This window comes from Embleya sp. AB8 (assembly GCF_049739465.1).
Classification (GTDB): domain Bacteria; phylum Actinomycetota; class Actinomycetes; order Streptomycetales; family Streptomycetaceae; genus Embleya.
This window is the reverse complement of record NZ_JBMHHY010000007.1, coordinates 237650-261434: the sequence shown is the minus strand read 5'-3', so window position 1 is coordinate 261434 and position 23785 is coordinate 237650. Positions and strand designations below refer to the sequence as shown.

Here is a 23785-nt window from a genome sequence, read left to right as displayed (position 1 = left end):
GGAGTGCTGCCGTGGGGGTGGTTGACGGGCATGCGGACAGAGTGCCGGCGAGTCCGTGAGGTTTTCGTGAGGCGGTGCGGGGGCCTGACGGTGGGTCAGGGGGCGGGCTCGGCCGGCAGGCGCAGCTCGGCCTGTGCGCCGCCGTCCGGGGCGGCCACGATCCGCGCGGTGCCGCCGTGGAGTTCGGCCACCCAGCGCACGATGGCGAGGCCGATGCCGGTACCACCGGTGGGGCCGATCGCGCGGCGCTCGAAGACGCGCTCCCGATCGGCCTCGGCGACGCCGCGCCCGTGATCGCGTACCCGTACGGTCGCGTCGGCGACCTCGACCTCGATCGGGGCGCCTGTTCCGCCGCCGTGTTTGATCGCGTTGTCCACCAGGTTGCGGACGGCCTGGGCGAGCAGTTCCGGGTCGCCGCGCACCACCGTCGGCTCGGTGTGTACCTCGATCCGCGCCTCGGACGGCGGCAGTTCGGCGATCACCTGCTCGACCAACTGGTCCAGGCGCAGCGCCTCGCGTTCGATCTCCTGGGTGCCGGCCTGGATCCGGGCGCGGACCAGGAGGCCGGTGACCAGTCGGCCGAGTTGATCCACCAGCCGGGTGGCGCGGGCGAGTTCGCGCGGCGCGGTATCCGGCGTCGCGGCGCCCGCGGAGGTCACCAGGCGCAAGGTGGCCAGGGGAGTGCGCAGTTCGTGCGCGGCCTCGGACAGGAACTGCTCCTGCTCGTCGAGCGTGCGCAGTGCGGGCCGCATACTGCGCCCGGACAGCAGGTGTCCGGCGCCGCCGGCCGCCGCGGCCAGGCCGAGGCAGCCCAGGAACAACCAGCGGACGAGCCGGTCGTGGTCGCGGCGACCGGGGCCGGGGTCGGCCACGGTGATCAGCGCCGCGCCGATCCGGTCGCCGTTCCAGACCGGGGCCGCGGCCATCCGTACAGTGCGGCCGTCGGTCGCCTCGGCGTCCCAGGTCACGCTCGCCTGCGAGTGGCGGGCGTCGTTGCCGATCTCGGCCAGTTGGTCCAGGTCCGGGAGCAGCGGGGAGTTCGGCGGCTCGGCGTAGCTCTGCCGGGGGCGGTCCGCCGCGTCCCATTCGACGAGGGCGATCAGCACGTCCCCCTGGGCGAGTTCGTCCTCGCGGAGGGAGTCGAGGCGGAGCGTGCCGTCCTCGAAGTAGACGGTTCGGGACAGCCCCGATACGCGGCGGTCCAGATCGTCGTCCAGGGCTCGATCGCGGGATTCGCCGTCGATGGAGGCGGCCACGACGGCGAGTACGACCAGGCAGATCGCGGTGGTGAGGGTGAACAGCGCGGTGAGTGTCCAGCGCAGCCGGCGAAGGCGGGTGACGGCGGGGCGGGTGGGGGGTTTCGCCTTTGCCGGGTTGCGGGTCGGGCTCATCGCGGGCGGGGTGGGTGGGTGGTGCTGCGGGTGCTGCTGCTGATGTTGCCGGTGCCTCCGGTGCCTCCGGTGCCTCCGGTGCTTCCGACGCCTCCGGTGGCTCCGACGATGAAGCCCACGCCGCGGACGGTTTCGATCAGTGGGGGTGGGCCGAGTTTGCGGCGTAGTTGGGCGACCACCGCGTCCACGACGTTGGACATCGGCTCGGCCATTTCGTCCCAGCAGCACTCGATCAGGTCCGCGCGCGGGACCACCTGGCCGGCACGGGCCACCAGGAGTTCGAGTACCGCGAACTCCTTGACGGTGAGGGTGAGCAATACGCCGGCGCGGCGCACCCGGCGGCGGGCGGTGTCCACCTCGACGTCGCCGATCGTCGAGATCGAGGGCCGGGGCTGCTCGGCGCGTCGGCACAACGCCCGTACCCGGGCCGCCAGTTCCTCGAAGACGAAGGGCTTGACGAGGTAGTCGTCCGCGCCGTTGTCGAAGCCGGCGAGCCGGTCCTGGACGGCGTCCATCGCGGTCAGCATGAGTACGGGTGTGCGGGCGCCGGCCGCCCGCAGTCGGTGGACCAGGCCGAGGCCGTCGCCGTCCGGCAGGCCGCGGTCGATCACCAGGCAGTCGTAGGTGTTGACCGCGACCTTCGGCTCGGCGTCGGCGATCCGGGCGGCCGTGTCGACCGCGAATCCGGCCGCCTGCAGGCCGGTTGCCACGGCTCGGCCCAGTTCCGGGTCGTCTTCGAGGACGAGTACGCGCACGGTGGTGGGCCTAGCCGTGGTGCGCGGGGTGTTGCGCGGGCTTGCCGGCCAGCTCCCACCACGGGCTGACCTGCGGGATGTCGTCGGTGTCGATGCGGTCGCCCGGGCGCGGGACGACGAGTTGTACGTCCTTGGCCTTGGCCTCGTGCCACAGGCGGTGCACCGGCTCGGCCCACGGGTGGAGGGCGAGGCTGAAGGTGGCCCAGTGCACCGGCAGGAAGGCCCGGCCGCCCAGGTCCAGGTGTGCGGCGATGGCCTCTTCGGGGTTCATGTGGATGTCGGGCCAGCTCGGGCTGTACGCGCCGATCGGCATCAGGGTCAGGTCGAAGGGGCCGTGCGCGGCGCCGATGCGGGCGTAGCCGTCGAAGTAGCCGGAGTCGCCGGCGTAGAACACCCGGCGTCGGGAGCCGGCCACGACCCACGAGCCCCACAGCGTGTCGTTGCGGCGCAGCGTGCGGCCGGAGAAGTGCCGGGCCGCGGTGGCGGTGAAGCGCAGGCCGGCGACGGCCGCGTCCTCTTCCCAGTCGAGTTCGATGATGCGTTCGGCCGGTACGTTCCATCGCTCCAGGTGCGCGCCGATGCCGAGCGGGACCAGGAACGGCGCGGTCTGGGTGGCGGTGAGCGCGCGGACGGTGGCCCGGTCGAGGTGGTCGTAGTGGTCGTGCGAGATGACCACGGCGTCCAGCGTGGGCAAGGTGGTGAGCGGGACGGGCAGGGGGTGCAGCCGGCGGGGGCCGACGAGCTGGGAGGGGGATACGCGGTCGCTCCAGACCGGGTCGAACAACACCCGGCGGCCCTCGATCTCGACCAGGGTGGTGGCGTGGCCGTACCAGATCACGCTCAGGCCGTGCGCGGAGCGTGGCGTGGCGGGGGCGGCGACGAGCGGTACGGGAGCGGCGGGGTGGCGCTCGTCGCGGTTGCGGAGCATCTGGCTGATCAGCTGCGGTGCGTTGCCGGCCGCGACCAGATCGGCGGGTACGGGGTTGTGGAACGCGCCGTCGGCGAACTGCGGCGAGCGTCGCATGCGGGCGAGCCGCTCGCCGTCGGCCCGGCCGCCGAACTCGGCCGGGACGTCGCGCAACGCCCACCCGGCGGCGGCCAGCGCCAGTCCACCGGCGACCAGTCGACCCGCCGATACGTTTCCCGCCATGCGTGACACTCTCCTCGTGCTGCCTGTGGGCTCTCGGGGTGTTCAACCGACGGCGGGGCGGACACGTTCCCCGATTCGGGAATTTGCCTGCGTGTGGGGGACGGGGGGGTTCGGGCGAGGGGTGCTGTGGGGGATTCCATTCGCGGTGAAGGACCTCGGGTGTGATGTCGCCGGGCCGGCGAGTACGCAGGGGCCGCGGTTGTTCGCGGACGCGGTGGCCGAGCGGGACGGGACGCCGGCCGCGCGGTATCGCCGGGCCGGGCTGGTGATCGTCGGCAAGACGAACACGCCGGAGTTCGGCAAGAACGCGGGCGGCGGCTCGGGGGTGGGTGGCGGCTCGGGGTTGGGTGGCGGCCGGGCGGCGGGCGGCGGTTCGGTGGCGGGAGGCTAGTGGACGGCACTGGGCTTGATGCCCACGCCGCCGTAGCCCCAGACGTTCTCGAGGTGGTCGAGCGGGTCTTCGGGCTCGTCGTCCGGGTTCCAGTGCGGACGGATGCCGGGCGGGTCGACCAGGTCGAAGCCGTCGAAGAAGGCGAGTACGCGGGCGTGGTCGCGCATCGTCATCCGGGCGGAGGCGTTCCTCCAGCCGGCGGCGCCGGCCTGTCCGCGTGCGGGGTCGGCGTCGGAGGAGGCGTGCGAGAGGATGAGCATGCTGCCCGGTGCGAGGGCGTCGCGGAGCGTCGCGACGATCTCGGCCGGGTGCTCCGCGTCCTCGATGAAGTGCAGGATGGCCACCAACAGCACCGCGACCGGCTCGCCGAAGTCGATCACCGCCAGGACGTCGGGCGCGGTCAGGATCGCTTTCGGATCACGCAGATCGGCCCGGGTGAAGGTGGTCCGACCCGGGCCGGCGTCGGCCATCAGCGCGCGGCCGTGGACGAGCACGATCGGGTCGTTGTCGACGTAGGCCACGCGCGCGTCCGGGGCCACCTGGTGGGCGGCCTCGTGGGTGTTGCCGTTGGTGGGGATGCCGGTGCCGATGTCCAGGAACTGCCGGATGCCGCGCCGGGCGGCGAAGCGCACACTGCGCTGGAGGAAGAGCCGATTGAGCCGAAGCGTGGTCGGCAGATCCGGGATCGCCGCGAGGATCCGCTCGGCGGCGGCCCGATCGACGGCGAAATTGCTTTTGCCGCCGAGGAGATAGTCGTAGATACGAGCGGTGTGCGGGACGGTGGTGTCGATGTCGGCGGGGGTCGGGGCGGGGCCGCCGGCGATCTCGTCGAGCCGGGGGAGCCGCCACGTGTCGTCGTCGCCACCGTGGTTCTCGTTGCCGCTGCCGCTGCCGTTCGATATCGACGTCACGCTTGCACCCTCCATACCGCAACGACCTTCCCGGACGAGGCGAGACTACTGCGGCCGGGGGTGGGGTGGGGCGTTGGGGCACGGGTCCGGGCGGCGAACTCCCGTTGGTTGGTGGTCAGTTGTAGCCGCCGTTCGGCCAGTCGGTGAAGCCGAGTACCCGGATCCGGAACCCGGCGACCAGGACCGAGCAACTCGGTCCCGGCAGCGGGCGACCGCTGGGCAGTTGGCGGCGCCGGGCCGAAGCCACCTCCGAGACGCCGACCAGGACCCCGGCGGCGAAACGAGCCGGCGAGACCGGGTCGTGAGCGGACCGAGCCGGGTGGGCAGGAGTCGCGTCCCGCAGCGAGAGTGACCCGGGCCGGGGATGGCCCGAGACAGCCCCGCCCGGCGTTGACGGGCCGAACGGGGCTGGGGCGAACTACACCGCGAGGGCGCGGGGCGGCAACGGGCCGCCCCCGGCGGCGGGTCGCGCCGACGACGGGGTAGTCGGGATGTGCTCGGCGCACACCCACAGGGCCCACCCGGACGCGCCACGCCCGGACTCGACGTGGGCGGGCCTCTCGGTGGTCAACTCAGCGGCCAGGACTCGCCGTCAGGGTCGTCCAGCCATGCGTGCCGGCCCTGCTCACCCACGGTCAGGCCGATTCGCCATCGGTACCCAGCTGGGAGATCCGGATGTGGACCCGGTCCGTGGCTGCGGATGTGCCCGGTTTCCGTGCCCGGGTTTTGGGCACGATTTCCGGGCTGGTTGGCCGCTGCGGGTCAGCCGCGCACCGCAGCCAGGCACTCGTCGTACAGGTCCAGGATTTCACCCTTGCCGTCGTTGGCGACCCACGTCATCGATGCGGCATCCAGGCACGCGAATGCCGTCGCGATCACCGCGCGGGCCTTCGCGCCCTCGGTGCCGGTGGCTGCGTCCATACGGGCCTCCATGAGCGGCAGCAGGTTCTCTTGGAACCGCAGGCACTTTTCGAGCCAACCGGCACGCAGCGAGGCGGTGTTGTGCAGGAGGCGGAACCGCTCCAGGGCCTGTTCTCGGCTGTCGTGCAAGGCCAGTACGGCAGCAACCCCCGCGCGTAGGGCCTCCCAGATGCCGGAATCGGCGGGCTGTTCGCTGATCGTGTCCATCAGGACCTGCCCGAACCGGCGTTCAACGTGGGCGCCGCCGAAGGGCTCGGGGTCGCGATGACAGTGGCCAAGGGTGCTCTACTGCCCCTCATGCGGTCCCTCGCGCTCGAACTCGCCCCCCGCCGCATCCGCGTCAACGCGGTCAGCCCGGGAATCATCAACACCCCCGTCTACTGCAAGATGGGTGTCTCCCAGGAAATGATCGACTCCTGGGCCCGGGACGTCCCGCTCGGCCGCGTCGGCGCTCCCGCCGACATCGCCGAAGCCGTGGCCTTCCTCGCCTCGGACGCCGCCGGCTACATCACCGGCGACAACCTCACCGTCTCCGGCGGCATCGGTGTCCACTCCAACGCCTGACCAGTAATTTGGCTGTGCCCTGGAAGGTTCACCGGGTCCGATGCTCAGGCTGGGGCCCTGGCGAGCCAACGGCCCGTGCGGGAAGCCGGCCCCGCCGCTTCGTTCTCCACCGCGGGTGGATGGGCCGCCCTCCTTCCCTGCCCGGGTGCTCCGCCGTGCCCTTGGACCGACCGCTGCCGAGCGCCACCGGCTCGAGAAGACGGCCCACGGTCACCGGACGATCCGCCGGCTCAGTCGGTCCGGGTCCGGGTGGCGGTGAGGCGTTCCTCGAGGTGTTTGCCCTCGATGTCGGGGTCGGGGACGTACTTGGCGAACCACTGTGGGTGGTACCAGAGTTTCGCGCGGACGATCGCCATCGTCGCCGGGACCAGGGTCAGGCGGACCACGAAGGCGTCCAGGAGGACGCCGACGGCGAAGCTGAAGCCGATCGCCTTGATGGTCGGGTCGTCGGTGAACATGAACGCCACGAAGATCGCGAACATGATCAGCGCCGCCGCCGTCACGACCCGCGCGGACAACCCCGTCCCGCGCGCCACCGCGCCGCGTGCGTCGCCCGTCGTGGTGAAGTCCTCCTTGATCCGGGAGACCACGAACACCTCGTAGTCGCTGGACAGTCCGAAGATGATCGCGAGCATGATGATCGGCAGGAAGCTGATCGTCTCGGCCGGCGTGATGCCGAAGATGTGCTCGCCCCACCCCCACTGGAACATCGCCACCTGCGCGCCGAACGCCGCCGCCACCGACAGCAGGAAGCCGATGATCGACTTGATCGGCACCAGGATGGTCCGGAACGCGAAGGTCAGCAGTACGAAGGCCAACCCGATCACCACGACCAGGAACACCGGCAGCGCGGAGGAGAGTTTGGCGGATACGTCGATGTTGGACGCGGTACTGCCGCCGACCAGGATCGGCGCGCCGGTCGCCTGCTCGAACGTCGCCCGATCGTCGCGGATGCGGTGGACCAGATCGGCGGTGGCGCTCGCCTCGGGCCCGGTGCCGGGGATCACCCGGACCACGGCGACCTGATCGTTCGCGGCCAGCGGCCCGGCGGCGGCCACGTCGGGCTGTTGCTTGAGCCCGTCCACGAGCCGTTGTACGCCCGCCTGGTCCACGGCCTTGTCCGCGACGACCAGGAGCGGGCCGTTGAACCCGGCGCCGAAGCTCGCCGCGGTCAGGTCGTACGCCTTGCGCTGCGTGTTCGACTTCGACTTGGACGCGCCGCTGGGCAGGCCCAGTTCCATGCTCGTCGCGGGCACCGCCAGCAGAAGCAGCAGCCCGACCCCCGCGACCAGCACCGGCACCCGGAACCGCACCACGAACCGGGCCCAGCTCGCCCCGAAGGTGCGCGCCGGCTCGTTCGCGGTGATCCGGGCGACCTTCTCGTGATGCCCGCGGCGCAGCGGCGAGTCGATGAACGAGGCGACCCTGTGCCCGGCGAAGCCCAGGATCGCGGGCAGCAGGGTCAGTGCGATCAGCAGCGCCACCAGTACGGCCGCCGCGGCGCACAGTCCCATGATGGTCAGGAACGGGATGCCCACCACGGCGAGTCCGCACAGCGCGATGATCACGGTGAGGGCGGCGAAGACCACGGAGCTGCCCGCCGTACCGAGGGCCAGCGCCGCCGACTCCTCCACCGCCATGCCGCCGAGCAGGTTGTTCCGGTGCCGGAAAAGGATGAACAGCCCGTAGTCGATGCCGCAGGACAACCCCAGCATCAGCGCCACCGTGGTGGACGCCGACGCGATGTTGATCACCGACGCCAGCGCGGTCACCCCCATCAGCGCGGTCACCACGCCGACGATCGCGGTCAGGATCGGTACACCGGCGGCGACCACGGCGCCGAACGTCACCAACAGGATGAACAGCGCGACGGCCAGGCCGATCAGTTCCGGCACCTCGGACGGGGTGAACCGCCATCCGGGATACACGGTGCCGGAATACTCCACCTGCACACCGGCCTGCCGAGCCGGCACCACCGCGCTCTTGAGCGCATTCAACGTGGCGTCCTTGACGTCCGCCGGCTGCGCCGTGTACTGCACCCAGCCCAGCGCGACGTGCTGCGCGGGCGCGACCCCCTGATCCGTGAACGGATCGGACACGGAGGCCACTTGCGGCACGGTGCGCAGCCGGGCGATCGCCGCCTCGATCCCCGCACGAGACGCCGGGTCGGTGACCTTGGCCGGATCCTGCACGGCGAAGACGACCTGCGTCTGTCCACCGCCCAGCGCCGGCAACTTCTGCTTCAGCAGATCGGAGGTCCGCTGTGCCTCGGTCCCGGGGATGGTGAAGGTGTCGTTGGTCTTCCCGCCGCTCACCGTGGCCAGCACCACCGTGCCGACCGCGATGGCCAGCCAGATCCCCAGCACGAGACGTCGATGCCGAAACGCCCATTGGCCGAGCCGGAACAGATAGGTGGACATCCCAGTTCCCTCCACGCCGACCGGCTCTGCTCGTCTACGGAGGTATTTTGTCCACTTTGCCGGGCAAACTCGTCGCCGACGCGCCGAGCGTCACCGCCCGGGCCCGGGAAGCGGTGTCGGGGTCTTGGCGCCGGCACGCCCGGCCCCACCCGGGCGGTGGTGGGGTCGGGGCGTGTCCGGTGGGTCAGTTGGGCTTGGTCGGGTGGACGGTGCCGGCGTAGCGGCGGCGGAAGGTGTTCGGGGCGGCCACGGTGAAGTCGTAGCGGCCGTAGCGGTCGGTCGGCCAGTCCACCGTCTGTCGGTCGCGGGCGCCCACCCACACGTCGCGGGGGGTGCCGCCGAAGTCGTTCGGGGCGAGGGTGAAGCGTACGTCCGTGTCGCCGTCGTTGCTCAGGCGCAGGTCGACCCGCGCGGCGTCGGGGCGGTGTCCGCGCAGGGTGGCTCGGACCGAGGGGACGGCGATGTCGCGTTGCGGGTCGCGGACCACGACGCCCGCGAAGCGCCGGACGAAGCCGTCCGCGCCGTGCACGCTGAAGTCGTAGGCGCCGTCGGTGGCCGCCGCGTCCCACACGTAACTCGCGCTGTGCCCCGCCGCGACCGTGAACGGGGTGCCTGCGAACGGGTGCACGATGTTCGGGAACACGGTGAAGTGATACGCCACCGTGCCCTCGTTGGCGAGCGTGCAGGTCACCTTGCCGGTGCCCCGGTCCACCGTGACGTCGGCCCACGGGCGATACGGCAGCGGTCGGTGCGGGCGATATCCGGCCTCCTGCGCCGGCACCTGCTGGGCGCCGGGCGCGGGCAGTTTGACGCCCGGCAGCGCCTTGGCCGCGTCCGCCTTGGCGATCAGCGGATTGGTGTCGGGCAAGGTCGGGATGCTGAAGTCCGGCCGGGTGAAGTCGAAGCAGGATATGAGATCCCCGCAGACCGCCCGCCGCCACGCCGAGATGTTGGGTTCGGCCACCCCCGTGACCGTCTCCAGGAAGCGCAGTACCGAAGTATGGTCCGCCACCTGGGAGTTGACCTGACCGCCGCGCGACCAGGGGGAGACGATCCACAGCGGGACGCGCGAGCCGAGCCCGATCGGCCGCCCGCCGACGAACTCCTCGGGCGTGCCCGGTTCGGGCATCGGCGGCACCACGTGGTCGAAGTAGCCGTCGTTTTCGTCGTACATCAGCAGGAACGCGGTGTGCTGCCACACCTGCGGATTGGCGAACATCGACTGCAGCGCCGTATTCACCCAGTGCGCACCGTAGTTCGGCCCGGCGTCCGGGTGTTCGCTGAACAGGTAGGGCGCGACCAGCCACGAAACCGTGGGCAGCGTGCCGTCCTTGCAGTGCGCGTCGAACGCGCTCAGGTCCCACTTGGTCATCGCGTTGAGGTAACGCGGGTCGTCCTTGGGGAAGTTGTGGAACTGCTTGAAGTACGACAGCCCGTTGTCGTCGTAGTCGCCGTAGCGCTCGTCCTTGCTCGGGTTGTGGTACACCCGCCAGCTCACCCCGGCCGCCGACAGCCGCTCGGCGTAGGTGGTCCAGTCGGCCACCGGGTTGTCGGTGACCGGCGTGTTGTCGATCCACGGGCCGGTGGTGCCGTCCCGCCCCGGGCCCGCCGTACCCGACCACAGGTAGAGCCGGTTGGGGTCGGTCGGGCCGTTGAGCGAGGTGAAGTAGGCGTCGCAGACGGTGAACGCGTCGGCGAGGGCGTACTGGTACGGGATGTCCTCGCGGGTGAAGTAGCCCATCGAGCGCTCGCCCTTGGCGGCCACCCACCGGTTCAGCGCGCCGTTGTTGATCGCGGTGTGTCCGGTACTCCAGTCGTGCGGGAGGCCGCCCGCGTTCTGCGCGTTGTACTTGGTGGAGTCCATCCGGTACGGCAGCAGATAGCCGCCGTCGGTGCGACCCGGGTGCGGCTGGCGCAGTACGTCGTCGCCGCCCGGCAGCACCAGCGCCTGCCGGTCGGCGAAGCCGCGCACTCCGGCGAGGGTGCCGAAGTAGTGGTCGAAGCTGCGGTTTTCCTGCATCAGGATCACCACGTGTCGAACGTCCCTGATGCTGCCGGGGGCCGGCCGGCGGGCGGCGTCCGCGGCCGGCTCCGGATCCGCCTGGGCGGGGGCCGCGGTGAGGCCCACCGCGCCGGCCGCGCCGACGGCCGCGGAGGCGCCCACGAAGGAGCGGCGACTGAACTCGGTCATGGCGAACCGACCTTTCGGGAGGGGGAGGTGACGGGGAGTCAGGCGCGGAGGGTGAAGGTGGCGACGGCGGCGGCGTGATCGCTGGGCCAGCCGTTCGCGGCGGTGCCCGGGATCGGCTGGGGCCAGCCGGTGACCAGGGTGTGCGCCTCCTCGACGGCCAGCGGTCCGGCCGCGTGCAGCGCGTCGATCCGGTCCTGTGGCTGGGACGGGTCCACCGGCGACCAGGTGTTGCCCGGTTCGCGGGCCGGATCCCGGTGCGCGCCGCGGAAGACGTCGATCAGCCGGGCCTGGTCCAGGAGTTGGGTGACCGGCCAGCGGACCGGGCCGGTCGTCCCGTGCGCCCCGGCGGTACGCGCGGTCCAGTCCAGATGCGACGGCGAGGCCAGGGCGCCGGCCAGCAGCACCGGCAGGTCCCGGGCCGCGCGCAGGTCCGGGGCCATCGCCGCGACCAGTGCCTGGGCCTGCCGGTAGCGCACGCTCGCCCACTCGGCCGCCTCGGCCTGCGCCGGCGTACGCCCTCGGCGGATCCCGTTGGGCCCGTAGTCGCCCTCGTCCAGGCGCGTGGTCCACACCCGTACCGGCCGCACCCCGGGGGCCCGTACGGTGGCCGCGACCGCGGGCAACTCGGCGCTCGCCGCGCGCGGGTCGGTGAGCGGATGCCGACTCAGCAGCGCGAGCCCGGCCGGGTCCTCGTACACCGCCCACCCCAGCGCGCCCGCAAGCGCCGTGCCCAGCGTGCCGCCGGTGTCCTGGAGCGCGAGTACGTCAAGGCCCTGGGTGAGCGCGACTCGGATCAGTTTGGTCACCGCGCCGTCCACATGCCGGCCCGCGTCCCAGGCGTCCAGTGTGGCCACCTTCAACGCGACGCCGCGCGCGTCGCGCCGCACCGGCACCTGCACGGTCAGCTCCGACACCGCGCCGGTGGGCCCGTCGCGCCCCTCCACGGTCAGTACGCCCGGCCGATGCGCCCCGCCGCGCGGCACCTTGGCGGTGACCGTGCCGTCGCCCCCCACACTCAGCCAGGCGTCCCCGCCCCGGGCCCGGAACGTGACGCCCTGCCCGGACTGTTGCCCGGTCGCGGCGGTCCACAGGCCGGCCAGCCGCACCACCGCCGCCTCCCCGGGCGCGACCGCCGACGTGGTGACGGTGTCCACGGCGAACCTCGGCCGCGGCGGCGCGGGGCGGGCCGCGAACCCGAACGGCGGCGTCTGGGCCAGGATGTCGTAGCCGTCCTTGGCCAACAGGTAGGCGGTGTAGGGGCCATCGGTCAGCCCCTGCGTCTCCAACGTCACCTCGCCCTCGGCGGTGGTGACGTACTTCCAGACCAACGACCCCCCGCTGCCCGGCCGGCGTGCGCCGTCGTACACCCCCACCCAGTTCTTCGCGTGCGGCGCGTCGGCGGCGAAGCGGAAGGTCAGCTGATCACCCTCCTTCGGCGTGGTGGGACGCAGGAGGGCGAGCGAGCTACCTGACATGGCGTCGATTCCTTTCCGGAACGGGGAGGTGCGGAGGTGGTGCGGGGTCGTACGGCGCATCCGGAGGCGGCCCGCGCGCTTCGCGGCTGCTGAGACACGTCCCAGGGGGGCGGTCGGTACCGACGGCGCACCGGCAGCGCACCGGCGGACCGGGCCGGGTCGAACGAAGTACTCCATGCAGAAGTCGAGTTGGCCGAACGGTTCGGCCCAGTAGGCCGGCGGCCGATGGCCGGCGCATGAACAGGCCCACACCACGAGACGAGCTTCACGGGAAGACCCGCCACGCCGGCAACCCGGCCACCCGATTCCCCGACACCCGTTCGACCCTCGCCGCCTCGACCCCCGACCGTCACCCACCGACGAGCGCCCGCCACGCGCCGTGGGCGCCACGCGCCGCCGGCAGGGTCTCGGTGACCCGGTCGGTGTTTCCTCCGATGTCTGTTCGACCCGCACCACCTCGCCCCCGTCACCTCGCCCCGGCCGCGACCCACCGACTGCGGCTCACCGGCTGCGGCTCGCCACCGTCCGCCACCCGCCGCCGGCGTGGATCCGTCGACCCGGACGGCGCCTTCCCCGACGCCCGTCCGACAGCCGCCGCTCGTTCCCGGGCCGCCACCCCTCCGCCGACCCCGCCCCGACCCGCCTCGCCCCGCCTTCCGACACCGTCGCTGCGCTGCCGGCGCGGTTCCTGGTCAACGCCCGGTCGGTCCCTTCCCCGACACCGGTTCGACGCGCCGCCACCTCGCCCCCGGCCGCCACCCAGCACCGACCCCGCTTCGCGGCCCGCGCGGTTCCTTGTCAACGCCCGGTCGGAGAGTTAAATAGATGGAGTCCTCCCATATGCGCCGAAAACGATAAAAAGCAAAGAAGATCAAACAGGAGTGGCCAAAGGTGCACATGGGCACCGCCGCGTTCCACCCGGGGGACCCGGAGCGCATCCAGCTCCACACGCAACGCGACGGGAATCCGACGGGTGAGCCTCCCACCCACCTGCTCATCGACCCGCGCCGCCGGGTCCAAGCAGCGCGACACAAGAGAAGAAGGTCCGATGGAAATGCCGATGCGATGGGAATCCTTCCTCGCGGCGGTCCGGGAACGGGGCGAGTACGGCTCGCCCGAGGAGGCGGAACGAGCCACCCGGGTCGTCCTCGCCCTCCTCGGCGCCCACCTGGTCGGCGGCGAACGTGCGGAACTGGCCGCCCGCCTGCCCGAGACCTGCGCCCTGGTCCTGCTCAACCCGCTCCCGGCCCACGAGCCACTCAGCGCCGACCGCTTCGTGCGGGCCACCGGCGCCTGGATCGAAGGGGCCACCGACGAGACGGCCAAGTGGGACGTCGGCGCGGTGCTCAGCGTCGTGGCCGACGCGATCGACGAGGACCTGATGAACCGCGTACTCCTGCAACTGCCGCCGGGCTACGACCTGCTCTTCGGGCACCCTCGACGCTGAAGAAGCCGGGCGCCCCCGAAAGAGAAGCCGGGCGCCCCCGAAAGACAACCGGACCACAGTCCGCTAAGCTAAACGGACCGTGGTTCGAATAGCTGTTCGGGCCTTCGAGCTTCGAGTAGGTACGGGAGTCGAAATGCCACGAACACGACGTCGCTGGAGATGGGCCCTGCCGGCGGCCCTGGCCCCGGTCATAGCGCTGGGCGGGGTCGCGTCGGCCGCGACGGAGACCACCGCCGCCGCCGGCCACGACAAGGTCGTCTACCACCATCACCGCCCGGGCGTCGGTTCACCGTGCGAGGGCCTGGCCGGCTGCACGTTCGTACAGCTGACCGGTGACCCCAAGACCGGCCCCTCCGAGGCGATGTTCACCCTCAAGGCGGGCACCCGCTTCGCCCCGCACTGGCACACCAGCCCGGAACACGTGGTCGGCGTCTCCGGCACCGTCCTGTGGAACGTCGAGGGCCACAAGCGCTACCGCGTCGGCGCCGGCGACTTCCTCGACTACCCGGGCAAGGCCGTGCACTGGGGCCAGTGCGCCCCCGGCGCCGACTGCGTCTACTACGTGTACGACGAACTCCCGTACGACTTCCACCCCGCCAAGTAGCGCCGAGATCCGCGGTCAACCCGACCGACCGGCGGGGCCGGCCACCCGCCGGTCGGTCAGGCTCGGATCCTCGGCGCCTCAGCGACCGAGCAGCCGAACCGCTTCGTCGAACGCCGAGTCCCGTCCCCGGTGGAACTCCTCGCGGGTGAACACCGGCATCCGTATGTCCGGCGGGATGCCGGCCCCGTCGAAGGTGGTGTTCGCCGCAGTCAGATAGATCTCGTTCGGCAGACCGAAGATCAGCCCATCCGGTAGTTGACAACCCATCACATCCGAGAAGATCCCCTGCGTGTTCTCGCCGATCCGAGTGGTCCGCGGACGGGCCACCAACGCCTGGGCGAACGTCTCCGCCGCACTGCGGCTCGCCCCGCTCGTGAGCAGCGCGACCGGCCCGGTGTACACCGGCCCATCGGCCGGCACCACGTCGATGGGCTGCGGATCGGTGTACCGCGTCGGCTCGTTCGGATCGTTCCGAGCCTGCTTGGTGTAGGCGAGGTACGAGGTGCACGTCAACCACGACGCCAACTGAAGGCCGAGCGCGTCCTTCCCCCCGTGGTTGACCCGAATATCCACGATCAACCCACGCCATGCACCGCCCACACCGGTATTCGCCGCCGTGAACACCGACCTCAATGCCTGATCGAGCGCCGCGGACTCCTGCGCGAAGTCCGTCCGCGTCGGGGTATAGCCACTGAACCCGGAAACCCGCAGATAACCGAGCCCGCCGGGCAGATCCGCATACGAGATCCGGTCATTGGCCAACGACGTCGGCGGCCGTTTCAAGTCCCGGGTGTCCACGAATCGCCGCGTCCCGGCCTCGAACTTCTCGTCCGGATCCCGGGTCCCCGGCCGACTCCCGGTGTACTCGTGCTCCCCCCACCGCAGCTTCGTATGCGCGTCGTGCAGCGGCCTGATCATCTCCTCGAGAAGTGCGAACAACGCGTCGTCCGTGGTCTTCACATGCACCTGTGGTCGGTAGTAGCTCCGCTCGTCGCGCCAGTCGATACCCTTGGCCGCGAAGAATGGGTAGTTCTCGGCGAACGTGTCCCAGAAGATGTCGAACGTGGTCAGCGCGTCTCCCGGCGTCGGTACCCGAGCCGCGCGCGGCAACTGCCGTCGCCGCCGCAACCCCCGCACCCCGACCGACCCTTCGACCCGCAACACGGCCCGTTCCCGAGTCGGCCCGGGCGTGAGCACGAAGGTCCCCAGCGCACTGCCGTATCGCGTCACCCCCGCCGCATCCGGCCCATTCAGCCGCGCGGCGGGATAGGGCTGCCGCACACAGTTGGCCCGGGTGCGATGGTAGGTGTCCAACGTGTCACCCTCGATGCGCAACACGGTGGCATAGCCATCCATCTCCCACACCCCATCGAGCGAACTCGGCGGCCGGGAAGGGGCGTTCGCCCCCGCCGGCGCGGACGTGGCGGCCCCCGCCCGCCCGGCCGCCCCGAGCGCGAGTCCAACAGAGATACCGGTGAGTTGTCGGCGATTGATCGACATGCCAAAACGTTGTCACGCGCCTCAGGGTCCCCACCAGCATCAAAAGTTGCATCCTCAACCGCTGAGTTGCGAATCACGCCCGGCCCCCGACAACCTCCGGAAGGGCTCGCGCACCCACGCCCCCGGCTCTTCGAGCCACGCCCGTTGGCCTTTCGGCGACACGGTGAGCCCGAAGCGGTCCGGGTCGGGACGACCGGCGTCGATCCACCATGTTCGGGCCGCCAGCACCTCGTCCCACAGGGACCGGTCGCCGGACTGCACCACAGTCGACGTCGTGCCCTCACCGAACGCGGCTCCCGCGACGGACCTGTCCGACGTCGAGTAGAGCCAGACGGTCAGGACACCGTCCACGTCGCCCGCGCCCATGACCACGTCGGGCACCCGTAGGCCCATCGCGAACGCCGCGCTGCCGCCGGTGATCTCGCGTACGTCGGCCGTTGCGATGTCTGATTCGGCTTCGCGTGCGTGCTCCCTCCAGCCGTCCGGTGTGTATGCCTCGGTGTCGATGTGGAGCTGCTGACTCCGCAGCTTCATGAACGACACGCCATTGCCGAACCGTCCGCTCGCCGTGTCGTCGTCGTCCACGACGAGCCGCAACAACCAGTCGTGCGGGGTGAAATCCGTTCCCCAGGGCACGACCATCACCGCGCCGGGCGTGCACTGCTCGACCCACGCGTACGGGATCTCCCGGATGCCGCAGGTGACATGCACCCGCTCGTACGGGGCTCTGTCCCACCATCCCTTGAACCCGTCCGCGTTGACGACGATGACGTTGCGGACGTCGGCTCGATCGAGGTTGTCGCGCGCGGTCTTCGACAGCGCCGCGTCGACTTCGAGGCTGACGACGCGTCCCGTCTCGGTGACGAGTTCGCCCAGGCGTCCGGCGGTGTACCCGGAACCCGTGCCGATTTCCAGCACCGTCAGACCCGGACGGACGTCCAACGCTTCGATCATGCCGTGGACGATCGAGGGCATGGAGACCGATGACGTGGCCAACTTCCCCGGATCGTCTCCGTAGTGCTTCCCGTCGTCCCACTGCGTGACGATCGCCGTGTCGGAGTTGACGAACTCGTGCCAACGGTCGGGGTCGGTCCGCTTGTCCGCCACCGGCCCGTACCGTCCGGTCTCGCTGTCGTGGGGCCAGAAGCGATCGGGGACGAACTTCTCGCGCCTGATCACTTGGTCGGCTTTCCGTGGCCGGGTTTGGTGGGCGGTTGCGTGCCGTCCGGGTGGGGCTCGGGGAGCGGGACGGGCTTCAGCGGAATGGGAGGGCCCTTGTGGTCTGCCATGGTTTTCTCCTTGGACGAGTTGCCTTTGCCGTCGTCGTCGGTTGACGACGGAGGTTCTTCTTGCGTGCTCTGTGCGCCCTGTCCTCGGATAGGAGAGGGAGTGTGTGTCGGCCGGGTGCCGAACTCAACGAACCGCGGTTCCGATCGGGCGCGTTCGTCGGAGCTGCGCCCGGTCACGTGGACCAGGTCGGCCGTGGTCGGCCGTGGTCGACGTACGCCACTTCCGTACCTTCCGGGTCAGTCCGCGTCGGCCGCGACGAGGAATCCCGCGCGGGCCCGGTAGGCCCGGGTGTTGGTCTCGACGGTGATCACCGGCCCTTGCTCGTTCACGTCCGACGTGTCGACGGCGACGACCCGGCCGAGCGCGGTGCGATAGCCCGCCGACCGGCGTACTCGGTCGCCGACCGCGAACACGGGTACCGGGGTGGTGTCCGGCTCCATCACGGCCACGTCGCGCGGGAACGCCAACCAGGGGCCACGCCCGCTGTGAGGGGTTACCTCGTAACGCAGCGGGGACGTGAATACGTCCGTCACCACACCCGGCGGACACGCGGGCCACTCCGACCGGGTGCGGTGGGCAACCTCGGTTCCGATCTTCAGCTCAACCAAAGCTCCACCTCTCCCGAAGTCGTTTCTTCAACTCTCGGCGCACGGGGTCGCGGCGCTCGCGGATGGCGTCGAGTACCCGAGCGATCAGCAGTTCCCGGCTGATCGCGTCGTGCCGACTGAGGAGCGCCCCGGAACTCCTAGCGCTCGTAGACGAGATCGCGCGCATACGCCTGGTAGGTCCGGCCGGACCGCATCTGCACCGTGATCAACGGACCGGTGTCCGGCCCTCTCTTGAGACCGATCCGCTGAACGAGGCCACGCCGGGGACGCCACGTATCCACGCCCTTCACCGCGTCGCCGATCTCGAACGGGCGTACCTTCCAAGCGGGGATGAGCGGCGGCTCCTCGCTCACGTGCCGAACCTCCCCGGGGCGCCGAGGTCTTCGACGAAGCGCACGCGCCACGGATCGGCGGGCCGCTGCTCGCGGGCGGTGTCCTCCCAGCCGTGGCGCAGCTCGTCCGCGTGTGCCAAGTACCACTGCCCTTGCGGTTGTCGGACGCGAATCATCGGTCCGTGCTCGGGATCCACGTCGTTCTCGTCGATCGACTCGACCCGGCCGCGCCGGGGTCGCCGTGCGTCGGAGTGCCGGACCCGACCCGAGATCTCGAACGGGTTTTCAATCCAGGGTTTCTCGGTCATCTCATGTCCTGGGGTGAAGACGGGTATCAGGGGCTCACGTTCGGGATAGGCGACCGTCACCCCGCCGAACGGGCATACCAAAGCCTGTCGTTCATGCCGTTGCACCTCTCGTCCGGATGAACATGACGGTGTGTACAGCGATGATTACGCGTACTCGGTATGGTCGGAAACCATCCACCGTTGTCTCGAAATGGTGGCAACCAAAGGGGGAATGACTGTGCGATTCCGTCCGCGCCCCAAGGATCCCGGTGAGGGGGCCCGCGCCGAGTACGGGGAAGCCATGCGGGTCCATCGGGAGCGGGCAGGGATGTCGCTTGCCGTATGTGCGACTCATCTCGGTTACGACACAAGCGCGTTGTCGCGTTTCGAGACGGCGCAACGGGCCATCCCCCCGGACCTGCCACGCAAGTTGGATGACTTGTTCGGCACGGTGGAGATGTTCGCGACGATGTACCTGATGATCCAGCACGACGTACACCCGGGCCGGTACCGCCAGATCATGGAGTTCGAGACGCAGGCGGTCCGGATCTCCGAATACGCCGCCGCCGTGGTGCCTGGGCTGCTTCAGACCCTCGACTACGCACGCGCGCTGCTGCGTACCGGTCTTCCGGATGCCAGTGACGACGAGATCGAGGAGAAGGCATCCCTTCGCATCGCTCGCCAAGTCATCCTGACCGAGGACGATCCACCCATGTATTCCGTGGTTCTCGACGAGGCCGTTTTGCGCCGTCCGATCGGCGGACACGACGTTACGTACGCTCAGTTCGAGAAGTTGCTGCCCCTCGTAGACTCGCCGCGCGTCACCGTGCGCGTCTACCCGTTCGAACGTGGGGAGCATCCCGTACTCGGCGGCTCCCTCACGCTGCTGACGTTGCCTGACGGCAAAGTCGGGGCATGGCTCGAAGGCAGCAACTCCGGTCAAATGATCGAAGACCCTGAGACCGTAAGAGAGCGCCAAAGGTCTTACGATCGCCTAAGCGCTTGGGCCCTCTCCCCAGGTGAGTCGGCGAGCATGATCACGGCAGCGATGAAGGAGTACGGACCATGAAGACGTCCCCAGATCTGAGCGCCGCAACGTGGCGGAAGTCGAGTCACAGCAACACCGATGGTGGCTCGTGCGTGGAAGTCGTAGATGGCTTGGGTATGGTCCCCGTCCGCGACTCGAAGGACCCCAGCATCGGGAACCTGTCGATCGACCCCACCGCCTGGGCTTCTCTCGTGAGCACGCTCAAGCGAGCCTGACGGCCCGGCACATCCCAACGCCCCGTCACCCACTCCACTCCTTCTCGGGCGGCGGGGCGTTCCGCGGTCCGCTCGCGGGTTCGGATCGAGACCTTCGAGCGCGTCGCCGAAGTGGAACGTCGGTACGATCTCGCCAAGACGGCCGCCTTGTTGCCGTCCGACACTGTGACCTACCTCCGCGATCTTCTGGAGAACCGAACATGAGTGCAATCACCGAGCAGTCCAACACCGGGTGGCGCAAGAGCACGTACAGCGGGAACACCGGTGACTGCGTGGAAATCCGGGACGGCCTCGGCGTGGTCCCCGTCCGCGACTCCAAGGACCCGAGCGTCGGCCACCTGTCGATCGACCCCACCGCCTGGGCTTCTCTCGTGCGTACGCTCAAGCGAGCCTGACGGCCCGGCACATCCACGTGGAACAAGCGCCTGTCCGCGCTGACCTCGTTCACCGCGTATGCCCGCCGCCAGGACTGGCCGACCGGCGACCCGTGCCGAAGGCCGGAGCGCCGCAGGATCGTTCGCGACCGGGACAGGGCGATCCCGCGCGCCCGGCTGGAGCGGCTGTTCGCCGACGACCGGAACCCGTTGCGTGAACGGGTGTTTGTCACACCCCGGTCGCAAGCGCCCGTGCCGCCGCGAACCCACGGCGGCGCGCCACTAACCTCACGCGGCATGAGTCATCCCCTTTCCCCCGCCGAGTACTACGCCACCCTGCCCAAGCACATCGGCGGCGCCGGTGCGATCCTCCACGACGAAGACGGGCGAATCCTGCTCGTCGAACCGTCCTACGGCGACGGCCGGTGGGAGATCCCCGGCGGCGCCATGGACGCCGGCGAATACCCCTGGGACACCGCCCACCGCGAGATCAAGGAGGAACTCGGCCTCGACCTGGCCCCCGGCCGACTGCTCGTCGTCGACTGGGTCCCCCCACAACCCGACGGACGGCCCGCGCCGGCGAACTACCTGTTCGACGGCGGAATCCTCACCCGAGCCGACGCCGAGGCTCGCGTCCACCTCGCGGCCGGTGAACTCGTGGCCTGGCACCTCGCCGAACCGGCCGAGTGGGACGTCCTGATGGCCCCTCACATGGCCCGCCGCCTGCGCGCCTGCGCGAACGCGCTGACCTGCGGCACCACCGCCTACCTGCACCACGGATCGGATCCCGCGACACATCACAACTGACCGCGCACCGGGTTTCCCGTGCCCGCCGGCGCCGACACGGGAAGGACCACCGACATGACCCCTCCCATCCCGCTCGCCCACGCAACCCTGGACGAGGCGGACATCACCGCCGCCAGGCACGACCTGCTCCCGCTCGCGCGCCGGCCCGGCCCTGGTCGAAGACGCCGCCCAGGCCCACGCCGCCGCCCTCCTGCTTCTGGTCGGGCACCCGGAGCCGGCGGCGCCGATTGTCAAGGCCGTTCGCCGGGACCGGCGCCTCGCCGACGTCATGATCGGTGCTCCGGGCGGGCAACCGGAGTTCGCCGAATGGGCGACCTTGCCAGGCGACGACGGCGCCGCGATCCCGTTCCTGCGCTACCTGCCCGAGCGCCTCGGCCGCTCGGTGTCCGAGTCGAGACGGTCCTTCGCGAACGGCTGGACCAGGCGCCCTCCTTCGTCGCCTTCGAGGGCTATGACACGGTCGTTGTGCTCGCCGATGTGCTGTGTTCGCACGGCGCGGGCCGGGCGCGCACCGCCGAATTCCAGCCGCACGTCGCCGTCGAAGGCACCCGCGGGCAGATCCGGTTCTCCCGCGCGCCGGGTATCAGCGTTTGGCAATGGGCCTGGCCGCCGGTCCAGGTCGTCGATCGCGATCGCGATCGGGATCGAGATCCGGTGGCACCCGATCGTTTCCGGGTCTTGCCCGCCGGCTGAGCGGCCACGGAGGTATGTTCGTCCGGATCTGTCCGAACGAACGTGGTGCCCGGCGGGTCGGGTGGGCCCTCGCGGCCGAAGCCGGCGCGAGCGCCGGAGCGGCCTGCCCCGCCACCACCTAGTGCTCGTTGCTTCGGACATCTTTGGCGTTGAGTGCAACTGATCCGGCCCATCCGAGCGTTGATGAACATGACGCACCGTTTCGGGTCCGTCGGACACCCATAGTCAGGAGAGGCCATGCCCGGTCCCTTGATCCTCGGCCGCAGGGCTCCCGTTCCCACTCGGGGCGCTCCCGCTTTGCCCCGACACCACTACGACCCCGATCTGTGCGTCAACGTCACCCCGGGCGGGACGCTGCTGATCCACGCCGTCGACTCGGGCACGTACACGGGTACGCAGGAACCCCGCGGATACAAGAAGGATGACTGATACCGATCACGATTCGAGCGTCGTGATCGTGGCCACCGAGGAGGACCTGACCGCCGACCTGGTGGTGGCCCACCTCCTCGGCGGCCCCACCGCCGTACTGCGCCTGGACCCGGGTCGGCTGCGCGAACGCCCGTCGATCACCGGCCACTTCGCCGACGGGTGCTGGCGTACCGCGCTGACCTCGGGGAAGGCGACCGTGGTGCTGGACGAGCACTGCGCGGTCTACTGGCGCAAGCCCACCCGGCCCGACACGCTCGGCTCGGGCGAGGAGCGCTGGCGGGCGGACGAGAACACCACCGCGCTGCTCGGCCTGTTGCGTGCGCAGCCGCTCAAGGTGTGGGTCGACGATCCCACGATCGTCGAGGCGTCCCGGCACAAGCCCACCCAGCTGCGCGCCGCCGCGCGCCGCGGGTTCACCGTGCCCGACACGTTGTTCACCAGCGATCCGGGCGCGGCGCGCGCGTTCATCGCCGCGCACCACGACAAGGTGGTGGTCAAGGCGTTGACCCAGCGGCACACCACGTTCATCCCCACCACGCGCATCCGCCTCTCCGACGATCTGTCCGGGATCGCCGGCACCGTGCACTACCTACAGGCCCTGGTCGAGGACCGCCTGTTCGACGCGCGGGTGACCGTCGTCGACGACCACGTGTTCGCCGCCGCGATCAGCACGCCCGACGCGCTCGACTGGCGCGCGCTCCCGGCCGCCGCGTGCGAGCACCGGGTGATCGAGCCGCCGGCCGAGCTGGTCCGGGCCTGCGTCGAGCACGTCCGCGATCTCGGACTGACCTACGCCGCCCTGGACTTCGTGGTCACCGAGGCCGGTTGGACCTACCTGGAAACCAACTGCGTCGGCGAGTTCGGCTGGATCGAGAGCGCTACCGGGCTGCCCATCTCGGCCCGGATCGCACACACCCTGCGGCACGGCCGCAGCGGCCCGACCGGCGCCTCCCGGCACACGCCGGCGCACGGCGGGAGCGGTACGGTGCCCACGCCCGGCGACCGGTGAACCCGCGGCCCCCCACCGCGCGGTCCACACGGCGGAGGTTCCCTGCGAAGATCGGGGAATGGATCCGCTGCTCGCCGCCGCCCTCGACGCCCTGGGCGTCGACGAACGTCCGCGCCCGCTGACCTCGCACCACACCAACGCCTGGCGCGTGGGGCAATGGCGGATCAAGACCGCCACCCGGCCGGCGGACGCCATCCCGCTGCACCACGAGGCGCGTGTACTCACCCTGTTGCGCCGGCAGGGCCTGTACCCGGTGGCGGGCACCCACGGACACACCGCCGTCGGCCTGTGGACCGCCGTCGAATGGCGCCCGGGGGTGACCCTGTGGCGCTGGTGCGAATCCGCCCGCCGGACCGGCCCCGAACTCGCCCACCATCTGCCCGCGCTGGCCCGCCGGGCGTTCGAGGCGCTCGGCCGACTGCATACGGCCGGCTGGCATCACGGCGACATCCAGCCGATGAACATCCTGGTCACGCCCGGCGGTGAGGTCGAGTTCATCGACCACGACCTCACCCACCATCCGGACCTGCTCCCGCTGCCGGTGCCCTACCGGGGCGGGATGGACCTGACCACGGCCCCCGAGATCGCCCGGCGCCTGTTGGACACCGGGCCCGGGGACCACGTCGAACTGACCGACGCCGCCGAGGTGTACAGCCTCGGCGCGTCCTTCCGGGCGGCCTGGACCGGTCGGGCCCCCGCGACCCACCGGGCGATCGGCGGTCCGGTGACCGCCGCGGACATCCTCGAGGACATCGCCACCGGCCGATACCGCGCGCGCCTGGTGGACGCGCGTCCGTGGCCGGATCCGGACCTGGAGGCGCTGATCGAGGCGACCATGTCGCTCGACCCCGGCCAGCGGGCCAAGGGCCTGTGAGGCCGCGCCGGGCGGCCGGCCGCTGCGCCCCGACGCGGACCATGATTACCCGTGTGGGTGACCATCACTCACGTGGGTGACAGCCGCCGCACGCCACCG

The 23785-nt window shown here is 70.7% G+C and carries 25 protein-coding genes and 1 pseudogene; 12 read left to right on the top strand and 14 right to left on the bottom strand.

Annotated features, from left to right (window positions below; all coding sequences use genetic code 11):
- Positions 1-95 precede the first annotated feature (95 nt).
- The 3 genes from ABIA38_RS12685 to ABIA38_RS12675 are packed head-to-tail and all read right to left on the bottom strand — an operon-like array spanning position 96 to position 3296.
- Positions 96-1391, bottom strand: coding sequence for a sensor histidine kinase (locus tag ABIA38_RS12685; RefSeq protein ID WP_424638656.1), 1296 nt, complete (start codon positions 1389-1391; stop codon positions 96-98).
- Complete coding sequence (locus ABIA38_RS12680) at positions 1388-2146, bottom strand: response regulator transcription factor (RefSeq protein WP_424638655.1); 759 nt, start codon at positions 2144-2146, stop codon at positions 1388-1390. Before ABIA38_RS12680 ends, ABIA38_RS12685 begins: the two co-directional genes overlap by 4 nt.
- Before the next feature lie 10 nt (positions 2147-2156).
- Complete coding sequence (locus ABIA38_RS12675) at positions 2157-3296, bottom strand: MBL fold metallo-hydrolase (RefSeq protein WP_424638654.1); 1140 nt, start codon at positions 3294-3296, stop codon at positions 2157-2159.
- Between ABIA38_RS12675 and ABIA38_RS12670 the strand changes: the two genes are divergently transcribed.
- On the top strand, positions 3295-3687 hold the full coding sequence (locus ABIA38_RS12670) for an amidase family protein (protein ID WP_424638653.1): 393 nt from the start codon (positions 3295-3297) through the stop codon (positions 3685-3687). The two genes, ABIA38_RS12675 and ABIA38_RS12670, sit on opposite strands and share 2 nt — an antisense overlap.
- Here ABIA38_RS12670 and ABIA38_RS12665 read toward each other — a convergent pair.
- The 3 genes from ABIA38_RS12665 to ABIA38_RS12655 form a co-directional block, all read right to left on the bottom strand.
- Positions 3684-4598, bottom strand: coding sequence for an SAM-dependent methyltransferase (locus tag ABIA38_RS12665; RefSeq protein WP_424638652.1), 915 nt, complete (start codon positions 4596-4598; stop codon positions 3684-3686). The two genes, ABIA38_RS12670 and ABIA38_RS12665, sit on opposite strands and share 4 nt — an antisense overlap.
- A 115-nt stretch (positions 4599-4713) precedes the next feature.
- On the bottom strand, positions 4714-4845 hold the full coding sequence (locus tag ABIA38_RS12660; RefSeq protein WP_424638651.1) for a hypothetical protein: 132 nt from the start codon (positions 4843-4845) through the stop codon (positions 4714-4716).
- 515 nt (positions 4846-5360) lie between these two features.
- Entirely contained in the window at positions 5361-5726 is a 366-nt protein-coding gene (locus ABIA38_RS12655; protein WP_424638650.1) for a hypothetical protein, read from the bottom strand.
- A gap of 57 nt (positions 5727-5783) precedes the next feature.
- On the opposite strand from ABIA38_RS12655, the gene ABIA38_RS12650 reads away from it, so the two are divergent.
- The gene (locus tag ABIA38_RS12650) at positions 5784-6083 is read left to right on the top strand and encodes an SDR family oxidoreductase (protein WP_424638649.1); all 300 of its coding nucleotides are present in this window, start codon (positions 5784-5786) and stop codon (positions 6081-6083) included.
- Between the two features lie 230 nt (positions 6084-6313).
- Here ABIA38_RS12650 and ABIA38_RS12645 read toward each other — a convergent pair whose 3' ends face one another.
- From ABIA38_RS12645 to ABIA38_RS12635, 3 genes are all read right to left on the bottom strand, one after another.
- A complete protein-coding gene (locus ABIA38_RS12645) occupies positions 6314-8503 on the bottom strand; it encodes an MMPL family transporter (protein ID WP_424638648.1) in 2190 nt (729 codons plus the stop codon).
- Between the two features lie 184 nt (positions 8504-8687).
- Positions 8688-10694 (bottom strand): phosphocholine-specific phospholipase C, encoded by a 2007-nt coding sequence (locus ABIA38_RS12640; RefSeq protein WP_424638647.1) that lies wholly within the window; start codon positions 10692-10694, stop codon positions 8688-8690.
- A gap of 38 nt (positions 10695-10732) precedes the next feature.
- Positions 10733-12169: a hypothetical protein gene (locus ABIA38_RS12635; protein ID WP_424638646.1), complete on the bottom strand. Its 1437-nt coding sequence runs from the start codon at positions 12167-12169 to the stop codon at positions 10733-10735.
- Between the two features lie 1054 nt (positions 12170-13223).
- Here ABIA38_RS12635 and ABIA38_RS12630 point away from each other — a divergent pair.
- Together ABIA38_RS12630 and ABIA38_RS12625 are read left to right on the top strand one after the other, a co-directional pair.
- Positions 13224-13616 carry a DUF2267 domain-containing protein gene (locus tag ABIA38_RS12630; protein ID WP_424638732.1) on the top strand — a complete coding sequence of 131 codons (393 nt, stop codon included), beginning with the start codon at positions 13224-13226 and terminating at the stop codon, positions 13614-13616.
- A 133-nt stretch (positions 13617-13749) separates the two neighbouring features.
- Positions 13750-14220 carry a cupin domain-containing protein gene (locus tag ABIA38_RS12625; RefSeq protein ID WP_424638645.1) on the top strand — a complete coding sequence of 157 codons (471 nt, stop codon included), beginning with the start codon at positions 13750-13752 and terminating at the stop codon, positions 14218-14220.
- A gap of 78 nt (positions 14221-14298) precedes the next feature.
- On the opposite strand, the gene ABIA38_RS12620 is transcribed toward ABIA38_RS12625, so the two are convergent.
- The 5 genes from ABIA38_RS12620 to ABIA38_RS12600 all read right to left on the bottom strand — a co-directional run bounded on the left by ABIA38_RS12620 (position 14299) and on the right by ABIA38_RS12600 (position 18258).
- Positions 14299-15576 (bottom strand): S41 family peptidase, encoded by a 1278-nt coding sequence (locus ABIA38_RS12620; protein ID WP_424638644.1) that lies wholly within the window; start codon positions 15574-15576, stop codon positions 14299-14301.
- Positions 15577-15774: 198 nt separating this feature from the next.
- Positions 15775-16899, bottom strand: a complete 1125-nt coding sequence (locus ABIA38_RS12615) for a protein-L-isoaspartate O-methyltransferase family protein (RefSeq protein WP_424638643.1) — start codon at positions 16897-16899, stop codon at positions 15775-15777.
- A gap of 347 nt (positions 16900-17246) precedes the next feature.
- Positions 17247-17543, bottom strand: a complete 297-nt coding sequence (locus tag ABIA38_RS12610; protein WP_424638642.1) for a hypothetical protein — start codon at positions 17541-17543, stop codon at positions 17247-17249.
- 212 nt (positions 17544-17755) lie between these two features.
- On the bottom strand, positions 17756-17971 hold the full coding sequence (locus ABIA38_RS12605) for a hypothetical protein (RefSeq protein ID WP_424638641.1): 216 nt from the start codon (positions 17969-17971) through the stop codon (positions 17756-17758).
- Entirely contained in the window at positions 17968-18258 is a 291-nt protein-coding gene (locus ABIA38_RS12600) for a hypothetical protein (protein ID WP_424638640.1), read from the bottom strand. The genes ABIA38_RS12605 and ABIA38_RS12600 overlap by 4 nt, the downstream gene beginning before the upstream one ends.
- Before the next feature lie 130 nt (positions 18259-18388).
- Here ABIA38_RS12600 and ABIA38_RS12595 point away from each other — a divergent pair, with 130 nt between their 5' ends.
- From ABIA38_RS12595 to ABIA38_RS12560, 8 genes and pseudogenes are all read left to right on the top strand, one after another.
- On the top strand, positions 18389-19306 hold the full coding sequence (locus ABIA38_RS12595; protein WP_424638639.1) for a helix-turn-helix domain-containing protein: 918 nt from the start codon (positions 18389-18391) through the stop codon (positions 19304-19306).
- Positions 19303-19500 carry a DUF397 domain-containing protein gene (locus ABIA38_RS12590; protein ID WP_424638638.1) on the top strand — a complete coding sequence of 66 codons (198 nt, stop codon included), beginning with the start codon at positions 19303-19305 and terminating at the stop codon, positions 19498-19500. Before ABIA38_RS12595 ends, ABIA38_RS12590 begins: the two co-directional genes overlap by 4 nt.
- A 200-nt stretch (positions 19501-19700) precedes the next feature.
- Entirely contained in the window at positions 19701-19895 is a 195-nt protein-coding gene (locus ABIA38_RS12585; RefSeq protein WP_424638637.1) for a DUF397 domain-containing protein, read from the top strand.
- Between the two features lie 276 nt (positions 19896-20171).
- Positions 20172-20681 (top strand): NUDIX domain-containing protein, encoded by a 510-nt coding sequence (locus ABIA38_RS12580; RefSeq protein ID WP_424638636.1) that lies wholly within the window; start codon positions 20172-20174, stop codon positions 20679-20681.
- Positions 20682-20856: 175 nt separating this feature from the next.
- Positions 20857-21374 (top strand): annotated as a pseudogene (locus tag ABIA38_RS12575) (ABC transporter substrate-binding protein); the annotation flags it as partial.
- Positions 21375-21611: 237 nt separating this feature from the next.
- Positions 21612-21803, top strand: coding sequence for a hypothetical protein (locus ABIA38_RS12570; RefSeq protein WP_355541728.1), 192 nt, complete (start codon positions 21612-21614; stop codon positions 21801-21803).
- Entirely contained in the window at positions 21796-22812 is a 1017-nt protein-coding gene (locus ABIA38_RS12565) for a hypothetical protein (protein ID WP_424638635.1), read from the top strand. Before ABIA38_RS12570 ends, ABIA38_RS12565 begins: the two co-directional genes overlap by 8 nt.
- A 58-nt stretch (positions 22813-22870) precedes the next feature.
- Positions 22871-23686 (top strand): hypothetical protein, encoded by an 816-nt coding sequence (locus ABIA38_RS12560; RefSeq protein ID WP_424638634.1) that lies wholly within the window; start codon positions 22871-22873, stop codon positions 23684-23686.
- Positions 23687-23785 lie beyond the last annotated feature (99 nt).